Genomic DNA, 13,516 nt, shown 5'->3' with positions numbered 1-13,516 from the left:
GGCGACGGCGCGCTGGTCATCGGGTGCCGTCCAGGTCCTCCTCGCGGAGGATCGGGATGGACTCGGTGAACTGCGCCGCCCGCTGCTCCCCGTCCGGGGTGCCGCTGAAGAGGCGGGCCTCCTGCTGCGCTCTGGCGCGTGGCGGAGGGGTCTGCTGCTCCGGCGGCTCCACCATCTCCACGCGGGTGCGCGGGAGCGATGCTGAACTGTAGCGCTGCATCCAGTCGATGAGGCGTTCGCGCACCAGGCAGCGCAGGTCGAACAGGGTCGGAGCATCCCGCGCCGTCACCAGAACGCGCACGCGCACCCAGCCGGAGACCGCATCCGTCACCTGCAGCACCCCGGTGCGGCCGTCCCACAGATCGGTCGTGGCGAGCACCCGGTTGAGCTCAGCGCGCATCCCGCCTGGCGACACCCGCCAGTCGAGGTCGAACTCGACGGAGCCCAGCAGTTCGCTGTGCTGCCTCGTCCAGTTCTCGAACGGCTTGGTGGTGAAGTAGCTGGAGGGCAGCACCAGCCTGCGGTCGTCCCAGATGTGCACGACCACGTAGGTGAGGGTGATCTCCTCGATGGTCCCCCACTGCTGCTCCACCACCACCACGTCGTCGATCCGGATGGCGTCGCTGAACGCGAGCTGCAGCCCGGCGAACAGGTTCGCGAGCGTCGACTGGGCTGCGACACCGGCGATGATCCCGATGACGCCGGCAGAGGCCAGGATGCTCGCCCCCGCCGCCTGCAGAGCGGGGAAGGTCAGCAGGATCGCGCCGAGACCGACGACGACCGCCGCCACGATGGTGAGCCGCCGGATGATGAGCACCTGCGTGCGCACCTTCCTCGCGTAGCGGTTGTCCGGCACATCCAGCCGATAGCGGGCGAGCCCCAGATCCTCGACGTAGACCGCGAGCGCCGCCGCGAACCAGACGCCCGCGGCGATGGTGAGGATGAGGAAGGTGTGGTGGATCGCGTCCCTCCACCCCGCAGGAACATCGGCGGGCAGGGTGATGGCCACCGCGATCCACAGCACGATCACCATCAGCAGGATGCCGAACGGGATGCGCGCCCGCGCGATCAGCATGGCAGCCCACCCCTTCCGCCGCGCGATGGCGCGGAAGATGCCTCCGACGACGGCGGTGACCAGCACGGCGGCGATGATCGCGGCGACGCAGGCGATGGCGAGACCTGGCCAGGAACGCAGGACGAACACGGGTGCTCCCTTCGGAGGATCGGGTGTGCCCCGGAGTGTACGCGCGGGCTACGCTGAGACCTCTGGGGGAAATCGACGACGAAGCGAGGAGCACGCATGGCAGCGACACGGTCACTCTTCATCGGCGGTACGGGGGTCATCAGCTCCGCCTGTGTCGCCCGATCGCTCGAGGCGGGACACGAGGTGACCGTCATCAACCGCGGCAGTTCCGGGGTGCGGCCGCTGCCGGATGGGGTGGAAGTGCTGCACGCGGACATCCGCGAGCCGGAGAGCGTTCACGCCGTGCTCGGCGAGCGCAGCTTCGACGTTGTGTCGGAGTTTTTGGCGTTCACGCCAGAGCACATCCAGACCGACTTCCGGCTGTTCGAGGGCAGAGTCGGGCAGTACGTGTTCATCAGTTCGGCGTCTGCGTACCAGACGCCACCGTCTCGCCTGCCCGTCACGGAGTCGACGCCGCTGCGCAACCCGTTCTGGCAGTACTCGCGCGACAAGATCGCCTGCGAGGACCTGCTGGTCGAGGCGTACCGCGAGCGCGCATTCCCCGTCACGATCGTTCGTCCGTCGCACACCTACGACCGCACCTCCATCCCGACCAGCGGGCACTGGACCGATCTGGCCAGGATGCGTCGCGGAGCGCCCGTCGTGGTGCACGGCGACGGCACCAGCCTGTGGACCATCACGCACAACACCGACTTCGCGGTGGCGTACGTCGGCCTGCTCGGGCGCCCGGAGGCGGTCGGTGAGGCGTTCCACATCACGTCCGACGAGGCGCCGACCTGGAACCAGATCTACTGCTATCTGGCGGAGGGCCTCGGCGTCGAGGCGGAGCTGGTGCACGTCTCCAGCGCGTCGATCGCCGCCGTCGTGCCGGAGCTGGGTCCTGGGCTCATCGGCGACAAGGCCAACTCGATGGTCTTCGACAACAGCAAGGTGAAGGCGCTCGTGCCGGAGTTCCGGGCGCGCGTGCCGTTCGCGACGGGTGCAGGCGAGATCGTCGAGTGGTTCCTCGCCGACGCGTCGAGGCAGCGTCTCGACCCCGATCTGGATGCGTCGTTCGACCGTCTCGTGGAGCACGCCCGCGCCTTCGGGTGAGCCGGCTCGGGCCGGTGAACCGGCTCGGGCCGGTGAGCCGGCTCCGTCCGGTGACCCGGCTCCGTCGGGCGATGCCGATCAGTCGGGCAGCACAGCCACCGCTTCGATCTCCACGAGTGCGCCAGGTCGCGCCGGCGTGACTGCGAGCACCGTCACTGCGGTGCGGTGCGCTCCCCACACCGCGCCGGTCGCCGCGTACGCCTCGCCGGGGTCGATGCCGACGGCCAGGTAGATCGTGAGCTTGACCACGTGCTCCGGCCCCGTGCCGGCCTCTGCGAGCACGGCCAGGACGTTGCGGAGCGCCTGCTCGGTCTGCGCCTGGAGGCCGTCGAGCAGGGTGCCTTCGGCGTCTGTGCCGTTCTGCCCTCCGACGTAGAGCGTCGGCCCTGTCTGGGCGAGCATCCCCTGGGCGAAGGCCGGACTGGCGTGCAGGCCCGGCGGGTCGATCGGCGTTGGTCGTGCGGTCATGACGGCTCCCCTCACAGCTGCGTGCATCCATCTGGACGTGCATCCATCGTGGCGGAGACCGCCGACATCGAAACAGCCTCTTTACTATTAAGAAACTTTCCTGATACATTCACCACGCACGATTGTTCCAACGAAGGGATGTGCGCGATGGCCACCAGACCTGTGCCGGGGACCCCGTCCTGGCTCCGCGAGACCAATGACCGCACAGCCCTGTCCCTGCTACTCGAGCACGGTGTGCTCACCCGCAACAGGATCGGCGAGCTCTCCGGCCTCTCGAAGCCGACAGCGGCCCAGATGGTCTCCCGGCTGGAGACGGCGGGACTCATCCACGCCGTCGGCGAAGTGTCAGGTGGACGCGGCCCGAACGCGGCCAGCTACGCCGTCCGCACCGATCGCGTGCTCGGCGTCGCCATCGACATCGACGCCACCACCATCCGGTCGACGGTCGTCGATGCCAGCGGAACAGAGCATCCCATCGCCGAGACGCCGCTTCGGGTCTCCGACGCCGACCGCACTCCGGAGTCCGACGTTCGCGAGGCGATCGACGGCGCCTGCCAGGCGGCAGGGGTCGCCGGCGAGAGCGTCAGCGCTGTCTGCATCGGCGTGCAGGGCGCGCTCGATCCGCGCACGGACGAGCTGACCTTCATCGAGACGCTTCCAGGCTGGCCCATGCAGGGCATCACAGCGCACCTCGAAGCAGCGCTCGGCATCACCGTCCACATCGACAACGACGTGAACCTCGCCGCCATCGCCGAGCGGACGGACGGCGTCGGCCGAGACACCGGCGGCTTCGCGCTGCTCTGGATGGGAGACGGTCTCGGCCTCTCCGTCGACCAGGGCGGCTCCGTCCACCGCGGAGCGTCGGGAGGGGCGGGCGAAATCGGCTACCTTCCGATCCCCCGCGCCGCCGCGGAGCTCGACCAGGACGCCCAGGACCTGCAGGACCTGATCGGCGGGCCGACCGTCGCCCGCCTCGCCGAACGCCACGGGATGCGCGCCGCCGACTACACCGCCGCCGTCGAGGCCATCCCCTCCTCCCCCGCCAGGGATGCGCTGCTCGCCGAACTGGCGCCGCGCATCGCCGTCGGGGTGGTCCCCGTGCTCGCCCTGCTCGATCCAGAGCTGGTCGTGCTCGGCGGCCCGACAGGACGTGCGGGCGGCGACGCGCTCGCCGAGCTCGTCAGCGCAGAGCTCCGCGCCTCCTGGGGGTCGTCCACCGTCGTCGCGACAGGGGTGCCTGCGCACCCCGTGCTCCGCGGCGCGCGGGAACACCTGCTCGCGGAGGTGCGCAACGCGCTCTTCGCCGAAGTGTCGAGGATCTCCGCCTAGCGCGGAGCACCGGCAACGCTCCACCGCAGCACCCGCACCACTGCATCACCCGTCCATCGAACGCATCACGAACCGGAATCAGTGAGGAACCACCCGTGAAACACCGTCAACGTCACATCATCGCCACCGTCGCGGTCGCCGCGGCGGCGGCCCTGGCCCTCGCCGGGTGCTCCGGCGGAGGCAGCAGCGCCTCCTTCGAGGCGAACACCCCGAAGGAGCTGTCCGGCACCGTCTCGTTCTGGCACTTCTTCTCCGACCGAGAGGCCAAGGTCATCCAGTCGGTCGTCGACGACTTCGAGAAGAAGAACCCGAAGATCAAAGTCGAGGTGCACTCCGGCCAGGACGACGAAAAGCTGCAGAAGGCCATCGCCACCGGCAGCAAGGTGGATGTCGGCCTGTCGTACTCGACGGACATCGTCGGCAACTTCTGCTCCAACGGCGCCTTCCGCAGCCTCAACAAGGTGATCGAGCGCGACGGCGTCGACATGAGCCAGTTCTCCGACACCGTGAAGTCGTACACCGAGTTCAAGGGCACTCGCTGCGCGATGCCGATGCTCGCCGACGTCTACGGCCTCTACTACAACAAGGATCTGCTCTCCGCTGCCGGCTTCACCGCTCCGCCGAAGACCCTGTCCGAGCTGGAGACGATGGCGGACAAGCTGACCACGTTCAACCCGGACGGCTCGATCAAGACCCTGGGCTTCAACCCGACCATGGGCTGGTACGAGAACGCGGCGGCGCACTACGGCCCAGCGGCGGGAGCCGACTGGCTCAAGTCCGACGGCACGAGCGCGATCAGCTCCAGCACGGGCTGGACAGAGCTGATGGAGTGGCAGAAGGCATACGTCGACAAGATCGGCTGGGACAAGCTGAACACCTTCACCTCCGGTCTCGGCCAGGAGTTCTCAGCGGACAACGCCTTCCAGACCGGCCAGGTGGCCATGAACATGGACGGTGAGTACCGCACGGCGTTCATCGCCGACCAGGCGAAGAAGCTGAACTACGGCACTGCTCCGTTCCCGACCGCCGACGACCACACCGAGCTGTACGGCGGCGGATACATGACGGGCAACATCATCGGCATCTCGAAGGGCTCCAAGAACCCGGAGCTCGCCTGGGCGCTGCTGAAGTACCTCACCACCGACACGGATGCGGTCGTCAAGCTCGCCAACGGCCTCAAGAACGTGCCGACCACGAAGGACGCGCTCAACTCGCCGAAGCTCGAGGTCTCCGACCAGTACAAGACGTTCCTCGACGTCGCATCCAGCCCGAACGTGGCCACCACCCCCGCCAGCCCGCTCGGCGCCGGATACCAGCAGTCGTTCCAGGACTTCTGGAACAAGTACCAGAGCCAGGGCGGCGACCTGCAGGCGGGTCTCAAGAACGTCGACAAGCAGATCAACGACGCTCTCGCGCTGACGACGGGTCCGTAAGGTCATGACGTCAACGGCAATCCGCGAGGGGCGGGCGGCACGCGTCCGCCCCTCGCGGGCACGCACCAAGCGCAAGCTCGTCACGCTGGCGCTGCTCGCGCCAGCGCTCCTCGGCCTCGTGATCTTCTTCGTGTACCCGCTGATCGCGTCCGTCTACTACTCGTTCACCCGGTTCGACCTCGTGTCGTCTCCGCAGTGGATCGGCCTGCGCAACTACCAGTACCTCTTCACGCAGGACCCGAACGTCTGGCAGGCCACCCTCAACACGCTCTGGTTCGTGGTGATCTGGGTGCCGGTGAAGGTGGCCTTCGCGTTGCTGATCGCCGGGCTCCTCGCCAGGGCGAAGCGCGCATCCGGGTTCTGGCGCACGCTGTTCTATCTCCCAGCTCTCGTTCCGCCCGTCGCGAGCGTCGTGGCGTTCGTGTTCCTGTTCAACCCCGGCACCGGCCCGGTGAACCAGGTGCTGAAGTTCTTCGGCATCCAGGGTCCGCTGTGGTTCAACGACCCTGCCTGGTCGAAGCCGTCGCTCGTGCTCCTCGGGGTGTGGGTGATGGGCGACATCATGATCATCTTCCTCGCCGCCCTGCTCGACGTGTCGAAGGAGCAGTACGAAGCAGCATCCCTGGACGGGGCCAACGGCCTGCAGAAGGTGCGCTACGTGACGATGCCGAGCATCGCGCCCGTCCTGCTGTTCTCGGTGGTCACCGGGGTGATCGCGGCGATCCAGTACTTCACGGAGGCGGCGGTCGCCTCCGGGGTCGCCTCAGGCAAGGCGGTGATCGGCGAGGGCATCAGCAACAACCTCGGCTATCCGGACGGCTCCCTGCTGACGTACACCCAGTGGCTCTACGTCCGCGGCTTCGGCACGTACCAGCTCGGCTACGCCTCCGCCCTCGCGGTGCTCCTGTTCGTCGTGGCCGCCGTCATCCTCATCCTCCTGCTTCGCCGGTTCAAGGCGTTCACCCCGGAAGGCGCACAATGACCTCCGCAACCCTGACCAAGCCGCCAGCGGCGCCCGCCAAGCGGCAGGGGCGAATCCCGACCCCTCGGTCACTTCGCAGCCGCAGGGTGCTCGCCTGGATCGCAGAGCACATCGTGCTGGTCGCGCTCGGCATCCTGTTCGCCGCCCCGATCGTGTTCGTGTTCCTCACCTCGCTGATGTCGAGCGAGCAGACGCTGACCGCATCCATCTGGCCGCAGCCGTTCCAGTGGGACAACTACGTGAAGGTGTTCACGACCGTGCCGCTGCTGCAGTGGTTCGGCAACTCCGCCCTGTACGCGATCCTCGCCACCGTCTTCATGCTGGTGTCGAGCGTTCCTGCCGCGTACGCCCTCGCCAAGATCAAGTTCTGCGGTTCGGGCGTGCTGTTCACCGTGATCATCATCGCGATGCTGCTCCCTCCGCAGGTCACGGCTATCCCGATCTATGTGATGTGGTCGCAGCTCAACCTGACCGGAACGCTCTGGCCGCTCATCCTGCCGAACCTTCTCGGCGACGCGTTCTCGATCTTCCTGCTTCGCCAGTTCTTCCTCACCATCCCGAGCGAGTACGCCGACGCAGCACGGATCGACGGCAACGGCGAGTTCGGCGTGCTCTGGCGGGTGGTGCTTCCGATGGCGAAGCCCGGCATCGCGGCGACGGCGATCTTCATGTTCTTCAACTCGTGGAACGACTACTACGGCCCCCTGCTCTACACGTCGGAGAACCCGGCGGCCTGGCCCGTCGCGTACGGCCTGGCGTCGTTCCGCGGGGTGCACGGCACCGACTGGGGGCTCACGATGGCCATGACGATGCTCGTCACCATCCCCGTCGTCCTCATCTTCTTCTTCGCCCAACGCGTATTCGTGGAGGGCATCACACTCACAGGCGTGAAGGGATAGCAGTGAAACTCGCAGTCGTCGGTGGAGGATCCACCTACACTCCAGAACTCATCGACGGGTTCGCCAGGATGCGCGACATCCTCCCCATCGAAGAGCTGTGGCTCGTCGACACCGACCCCGACAGGCTGCGGCTGGTCGGCGGGATGAGCGAGCGGATGTTCCGCGCGGCAGGGCACACCGGACGCATCGTGCCGACGAGCGACCTCGTCGCCGGGGTCTCCGACGCGGACGCCGTGCTGATCCAGCTCCGTGTCGGCGGTCAGGCAGCGCGCCACGGGGACGAGACGTTCCCGCACGAGTGCGGCTGCATCGGGCAGGAGACCACGGGGCCCGGCGGCTTCGCCAAGGCGCTGCGCACGGTCCCTGTCGTGCTGCGCGTCGCGGACGCCGTGCGCGCCCACGCCAAACCGGATGCGTGGATCGTCGACTTCACCAACCCCGTCGGCATCGTCACCCGCGCCCTGCTGCAGGAGGGCCACCGCGCTGTCGGCCTCTGCAACGTTGCCATCGGCTTCCAGCGCCGCTTCGCGAACCTGCTCGGCGTCGACCACACTCAGGTCACGCTCGGCCACGTGGGGCTCAACCACCTCACCTGGGAGCGCGCGGCATTCGTGACGGACTCGTCGGGCACCAAGGATGCGCTCCCCGGCCTCCTGGCGACCCACCTCGACGAGCTCGCCTCCGAGATCGAGCTGCCTGCCTCCCTGATCTCGATGCTCGGCACGGTGCCCAGCTACTATCTGCGCTACTACTACGCCCACGACGAGGTGCTGCGCGAACAGCTCGGCTCCCCCACCCGCGCCGAGGCCGTGCAGGAGGTGGAGCGCGCGCTGCTGGAGCTCTACGCCGACCCGTCCGTCGACACCAAGCCGGAGCAGCTCGCGAAGCGCGGAGGCGCCTTCTACTCGGAGGCCGCCGTCGACCTGATCGCGTCGCTCACCAGCGACCGCGGGGACACGCAGGTGGTCAACCTGCGCAACGACGGCTCCCTGCCGTTCCTGCCGGACGACCACGTGATCGAGGTGTCGGCCACCGTCGGCGCCGGCGGCGTGACAGCGCTGCCGATCGACCCGCTGCCCGACGACCTGCGCGGGCTCATCTCGCACGTCGCCGGGTACGAGCGGCTGGCGCTGGACGCGGCAGTGCACGGCGGGCGCGAGCGGGTGGTGCGGGCGATGCTCGCGCATCCACTGGTCGGACAGTACGAGAAGGCGGAGAAGCTCACCGACCTGCTCATCGCCAGGAACAGGGACCACCTGTCGTGGGCGAAGTGAGCCGGGCGGACGACGAGCGCGGCGCGAGCGCTGCGCTGCCCATCGCCATCGCGGTCGACGGTGGAGGGTCGAAGACGGACGCGGTCGCGATCGAGCTCGACGGCACCGTGATCGCGAGCGCGCGCGGAACGACGTCGAGCCCGCACATCATCGGGATGTCGGAGGCGGCCGTCCTGGTCGACGGGCTGATCGATGACCTGCTTGCGCAAACAGGGGTCCGCCCGATCGCCGCCGCGAACATCTACCTGTCCGGCCTCGACCTCCCCGCCGAGGTCGCAGCGTTCCGAGAGGGCATCGCGGGATTCGCCTGGGCGGACGCGGTGGTCGACAACGACCTGTTCGCGCTGCTGCGCGCAGGGACCAGCGAACAGGATGCGGTGGCCGTGGTCTGCGGCACCGGCATCAACTGCGTCGGCGTCCGCGCCGACGGCGAGGTGGTGCGGTATCCGTCGCTCGGCATCATGTCCGGCGACTGGGGAGGCGGCTGGCACCTCGGAGAGCAGGCGCTGTGGCACGCCGCCCGCGCGGTGGACGGGCGGGGTCTGGCGACCAGGCTGACCACGGACATCCCGGCGGTGTACGGGCTGGGCGGCGTCACGGAGGTCATCGAGGCGCTGCACTTCGGGCGCATCCCGAACAGCGACCTCTCCCGCATCGCGCCCTCCGTGCTCGACGCTGCGCGGGCAGGGGATGCGGTGGCCGGCGCGCTCGTCGACCGGCAGGCGGAAGAGATCGTCGTGTTCGCGGCCACGACGCTGCGCAGACTGGACCTGCTCGACCGGCCGGTGCCCGTGGTGCTCGGCGGCGGAGTGATCGGCGCACGGGACGCCAGACTGCTGAACGCGGTCGAGGCCGGGCTGGCCGAGCGGGCGCCGCTCGCCCACATCGAGCTGGTGACGGCTGCGCCGATCCTCGGAGCCGGGCTGCTCGCCCTGGAGGCGGCGGGCGCGGACGCGGCGGCGCTGACGGCGGCACGCGAGCAGTTGGCGTCGCGGCAGGCCGCGCTGCCGGTCGCGGGCTGAACGGATGACGACGGCGTCGGCGGGCGCGCTGGGCGCGCCTGTCGCCGCCGTGCCTGTCGCCGCCGCGCCTGTCGCCGCCGTGCCCGCGGTGGTTCAATAGCGGTACGAACACCGAATTCGCCGACGAACGCAGGCGGATGGTCGAGCAGCAACTCGTCCCCCGCGGGATCGAAGACCAGCGGGTCCTCGACGCGATGCGACGCGTGCCGCGGCACCTGTTCGTGCCGGACGAGCAGGCACGGTACGCCTACGACGACCACCCGCTCCCGATCGGCGACGGCCAGACCATCTCGCAGCCGTACATCGTGGCACTGATGCTCGAGGCGGCACGGATCGGGCCGGAGGACGCCGTGCTCGACATCGGCACCGGCTCCGGATACGCGGCCGCCGTCGCCGCCGAACTCGGACACCGCGTCGTCAGCGTCGAACGGCACCCCGACCTCGCCGTCACCGCGGCGGCGACGCTCGAAGCGCTCGGCTACCGGGTGAACGTCGTCACCGGCGACGGCACGCTCGGCTGGGCAGAAGGCGCTCCGTACGACGCCATCGTCGCCGCGGCGACAGGCCCGTCCGTGCCGCTGGCCTGGCTCGACCAGCTCGCGCCGGGCGGCCGCATCATCATGCCGATCGGCCACACCGGCGGCGCGCAGCACCTCGCCGCTTTCACGGTCAGCGCCACCGGCGACCTCACGGAGACGAACCTCGGCGCCGTGGCCTTTGTCCCCCTCCTCGGCGAGTCAGGCTGGTGACGAGACACCGGTACCTGCTGCGATTCTGACCCGAATTGGCGCGGCTCCTGGTGGCTTGTGGCCGTCAGGCGGCGGTGGCCTGCGGAATCCGCGCGGCGAGACTGAGGTGACCGAGCAGGGCGGCGAGCTGGCCGACCGGTGCTCCTGGGTCTTCCGGGTGCCACTGCACCGCGATGACAGGGGCGGTCTCGTGCTCGAGCGCTTCGATGTGACCATCGGCGGCGCGACCGGTGACGCGCAGGCCGGAGCCCACCGCATCCACGGCCTGGTGGTGGGCGCTCTGCACATCCACGCGGGTGGAGCCGAGCAGCTCGGCTGTGCGGCTGTCCGCCTCGACCTCGACGGGATGCGACGCCATGATCTCGTGGATGGGGACGCCGTGGTTCCTGTGCGCTGTCTCCTCGCCGAGGTGCTGCACGAGGGTGCCGCCGAACGCGACGTTGAGGATCTGCAGGCCGCGGCAGATGCCGAGCAGCGGCGTCTCCCGCTCGACGGCACGGCGCACGAGCGCGAGCTGGGCGGCGTCCGCCGTCTCCAGGTGGCGGCTCTCCCCCTCGTATCCCGTGCCTCCGCCGTAGAAGCGCGGTGCGATGTCCTCTCCGCCCATGACGACGATGGCGTCCGCCGTCTCCGTGCGTGTGAGCAGCGCATCCACACCGTCGTCCGCCGCGAGGCGGGAGACGGTCCAGCCCTGCGACTCCGCCTCGGCGATGACCGCGCCGACGAGGAGCTGGACGTAGCCGTGGTACTCGGGGTCGTGGCCACGGAACCGGGTGGCCTCGACGACCGCGAGGGAGCGACCCTGGATGCCCATGCCTGCTCCTCTCCCGTCGTGACTGCCTGCTCCATTGTGTTCGGGGCGCGGCCGGCGGCGCATCCCGTGCGTAACAGGCTGCAACAGTCGGGCGGTGCAGCAGCCCTGGCGCGCCCTCGCGAGCCCCCAATAGACTCGGCTGGTACCACCGACTCGAGAGAGTGAGCAGATGCACCGACGACGCGTACTTGGCGGGTTCCTGCTGACGATCGGGCTGATCTTCGGCACGGCGTCGATGGCGAGCGCCGCCGATCCCGTCGACCTGGGCTCCGGTCACGTGCTCGATCAGGCGGGTGTGGTCACGTCGCAGGTGTCGACCATCGAGGCCGCGACGGACAAGCTGTACACCGACCACAAGATCGACCTCTTCGTCGTCTACGTCGACCGGTTCACCAATCCGACGGATGCGGCGGACTGGGCCAACGAGACGGCCGCGCGCAACAACCTCGGGCCATCCGACTACCTGCTGGCCGTCGCGACCGACGGGCGGGCGTACTACCTGTCCGGCGACGACGCCGGACCTGTCTCCGCCGACCAGCTCACCCAGATCGAGCAGAACGACATCGAGCCGAAGCTGCGCGCCGGCGATTGGGCAGGCGCGGCGACCGCGGCGGCCACCGGGCTCGGGGACGCCGTCGGCGGCGGAGGTGGCGCGAGCCTCTTCTGGATCTTCATCGTCGCGGTGATCGTCATCGGGGTGATCATCTTCTTCGTGGTCCGCTCGCGGTCGCGCAAGAAGGTCGCCGCCGGCGGCCAGCAGACGCCGGGAGCACAGACCAAGCAGAGCGAGCTGCAGACCATCCCGCTCGTCGACCTCGAACGGCGCGCGGGCTCCGCCCTGGTGCAGACCGACGACGCCATCCGCACCAGCGAGGAAGAGCTCGGCTTCGCCACGGCGCAGTACGGCGCCGACTCCGTCGTCCCGTTCCAGGCGGCACTGGATGCGGCCAAGGCACAGCTCAGAGACGCCTTCACCATCAAGCAGAAGCTCGACGACGCCGAACCCGACACCGAGCAGCAGAAGCGCGAGTGGAACGCCCAGATCGTCCAGCTCTGCCAGGAAGCGAACGACGCGCTCGACAAGCAGGCTGACGCCTTCGACGAGCTGCGGTCGCTGGAGAAGCGCATCCCGCAGGCGAGCGCCGAGGTGCAGGCAGCGGCGCAGACCGTGCACGGCAGGCTGGAACAGTCGACAGCGACGTTCGCGGCGCTGTCCGCGAAGTACACCGCGGCATCGCTCGCGACGGTGCACGACAACATCGCCCAGGCGACGGAGCGGCTCACGTTCGTCGGCACCGCGCTCAGCGCCGCCGCAGAGAAGAGCGCAGCAGGCGACACCAGTGCGGCCGCCATCGGCGTGCGCGCCGCGGAAGAGTCCGTCGACCAGGCCAAGCTCCTCCTCGACGCCGTCGACAGGGTCGGGTCGGACCTCGGCACAGCACAGCAGACGATCGACGCCACCATCGCCGAGCTGGAGAGCGACCTCGCCGAGGCCCGCACGATCGCGGCGGCGGACGACGCGAACGGCTCCGTCGCCGGCGTCGTCGCCGCCACGGAGCAGACCCTCACCGACGTCAAGGCCAAGATCGCCGCCGGCCCGATCAACCCACTGGAGATCGCGCAGCGGCTCGCCGCGGCCAACCAGGGCATCGACGGTGTGCTGCAGAGCGTGCGGGATGCGCGGCAGCAGACCCAGCGAGCGCAGGCGTCGCTGCAGCAGACACTCCTCGCCGCGCGCTCCAGGGTGTCGGCGTGCGAGGACTTCATCACGGCGCGTCGCGGCGCTGTCGGGCCGGAAGCGCGCACCAGGCTCGCAGAGGCAGGCCGCCTCGTCGTGCAGGCGGAATCGACGGCGGTCACCGATCCTGTCACTGCGCTCGCCCAGGCGCAGCGCGCCGCCCAGCTCGCCGAGGAGGCGACGCAGCTCGCGCAGCGCGACGTCGGCGGGTTCCAGCCGGACGCCGGCGGGCTCGGTGGGATGTTCGGCGGAGGCGGCTTCGGCGGCGGGAGCTCCGGCGGAGGCGGCAACGGCGCGATGGGCGCGATCCTCGGCGGCATTCTGATCAACTCCGTGCTCGGCGGAGGAGGCGGAGGCGGTGGGCTCTTCGGCGGCGGCGGCGGCGGGGGTCGCAGCAGCCGTGGCGGGGGCGGCGGCGGATTCAGCTCGGGAAGTTTCGGCGGAGGAGGAACGCGCTCGCGCCGAGGCGGTGGAAGGTTCTAGGGCGCCTGACAGGGGGCCTGAAGCGAAAG

General features: G+C 69.4%; 12 protein-coding genes. 9 read left to right on the top strand and 3 right to left on the bottom strand.

The window, feature by feature from the left end:
- Positions 1-16: 16 nt before the first annotated feature.
- A complete protein-coding gene (locus ACIRCZ_RS00545) occupies positions 17-1,204 on the bottom strand; it encodes a mechanosensitive ion channel family protein (protein WP_402848489.1) in 1,188 nt (395 codons plus the stop codon).
- 96 nt (positions 1,205-1,300) lie between these two features.
- On the opposite strand from ACIRCZ_RS00545, the gene ACIRCZ_RS00540 reads away from it, so the two are divergent.
- The gene (locus ACIRCZ_RS00540) at positions 1,301-2,296 is read left to right on the top strand and encodes an SDR family oxidoreductase (RefSeq protein ID WP_055891959.1); all 996 of its coding nucleotides are present in this window, start codon (positions 1,301-1,303) and stop codon (positions 2,294-2,296) included.
- Between the two features lie 78 nt (positions 2,297-2,374).
- Here the strand turns inward: ACIRCZ_RS00540 and ACIRCZ_RS00535 are convergent, their stop codons facing one another.
- Positions 2,375-2,764 carry a RidA family protein gene (locus ACIRCZ_RS00535; RefSeq protein WP_402848485.1) on the bottom strand — a complete coding sequence of 130 codons (390 nt, stop codon included), beginning with the start codon at positions 2,762-2,764 and terminating at the stop codon, positions 2,375-2,377.
- A 147-nt stretch (positions 2,765-2,911) separates the two neighbouring features.
- Between ACIRCZ_RS00535 and ACIRCZ_RS00530 the strand changes: the two genes are divergently transcribed.
- From ACIRCZ_RS00530 to ACIRCZ_RS00500, 7 genes are all read left to right on the top strand, one after another.
- Positions 2,912-4,093, top strand: coding sequence for an ROK family transcriptional regulator (locus ACIRCZ_RS00530; protein ID WP_055891953.1), 1,182 nt, complete (start codon positions 2,912-2,914; stop codon positions 4,091-4,093).
- 95 nt (positions 4,094-4,188) lie between these two features.
- On the top strand, positions 4,189-5,526 hold the full coding sequence (locus ACIRCZ_RS00525; RefSeq protein WP_055891950.1) for an ABC transporter substrate-binding protein: 1,338 nt from the start codon (positions 4,189-4,191) through the stop codon (positions 5,524-5,526).
- 4 nt (positions 5,527-5,530) lie between these two features.
- The gene (locus ACIRCZ_RS00520; protein WP_055891947.1) at positions 5,531-6,508 is read left to right on the top strand and encodes a carbohydrate ABC transporter permease; all 978 of its coding nucleotides are present in this window, start codon (positions 5,531-5,533) and stop codon (positions 6,506-6,508) included.
- Positions 6,505-7,407: a carbohydrate ABC transporter permease gene (locus ACIRCZ_RS00515; RefSeq protein WP_402848480.1), complete on the top strand. Its 903-nt coding sequence runs from the start codon at positions 6,505-6,507 to the stop codon at positions 7,405-7,407. The genes ACIRCZ_RS00520 and ACIRCZ_RS00515 overlap by 4 nt, the downstream gene beginning before the upstream one ends.
- Before the next feature lie 2 nt (positions 7,408-7,409).
- The gene (locus ACIRCZ_RS00510; RefSeq protein WP_402848478.1) at positions 7,410-8,681 is read left to right on the top strand and encodes a 6-phospho-beta-glucosidase; all 1,272 of its coding nucleotides are present in this window, start codon (positions 7,410-7,412) and stop codon (positions 8,679-8,681) included.
- A complete protein-coding gene (locus ACIRCZ_RS00505; protein WP_402848475.1) occupies positions 8,669-9,703 on the top strand; it encodes an N-acetylglucosamine kinase in 1,035 nt (344 codons plus the stop codon). The genes ACIRCZ_RS00510 and ACIRCZ_RS00505 overlap by 13 nt, the downstream gene beginning before the upstream one ends.
- A 68-nt stretch (positions 9,704-9,771) precedes the next feature.
- Positions 9,772-10,452, top strand: coding sequence for a protein-L-isoaspartate(D-aspartate) O-methyltransferase (locus ACIRCZ_RS00500; RefSeq protein WP_402851589.1), 681 nt, complete (start codon positions 9,772-9,774; stop codon positions 10,450-10,452).
- 64 nt (positions 10,453-10,516) lie between these two features.
- Here ACIRCZ_RS00500 and ACIRCZ_RS00495 read toward each other — a convergent pair whose 3' ends face one another.
- Positions 10,517-11,266, bottom strand: a complete 750-nt coding sequence (locus tag ACIRCZ_RS00495) for a gamma-glutamyl-gamma-aminobutyrate hydrolase family protein (RefSeq protein WP_402848473.1) — start codon at positions 11,264-11,266, stop codon at positions 10,517-10,519.
- Positions 11,267-11,435: 169 nt separating this feature from the next.
- On the opposite strand from ACIRCZ_RS00495, the gene ACIRCZ_RS00490 reads away from it, so the two are divergent.
- On the top strand, positions 11,436-13,487 hold the full coding sequence (locus ACIRCZ_RS00490; RefSeq protein ID WP_402848470.1) for a TPM domain-containing protein: 2,052 nt from the start codon (positions 11,436-11,438) through the stop codon (positions 13,485-13,487).
- Positions 13,488-13,516: the final 29 nt, after the last annotated feature.

The sequence above is a fragment of the Leifsonia sp. NPDC102414 genome (assembly GCF_044765685.1).
Lineage (GTDB): Bacteria > Actinomycetota > Actinomycetes > Actinomycetales > Microbacteriaceae > Leifsonia.
Note: the sequence above shows the minus strand (reverse complement) of the source record. Positions and strands in the feature narration are given on the sequence as shown.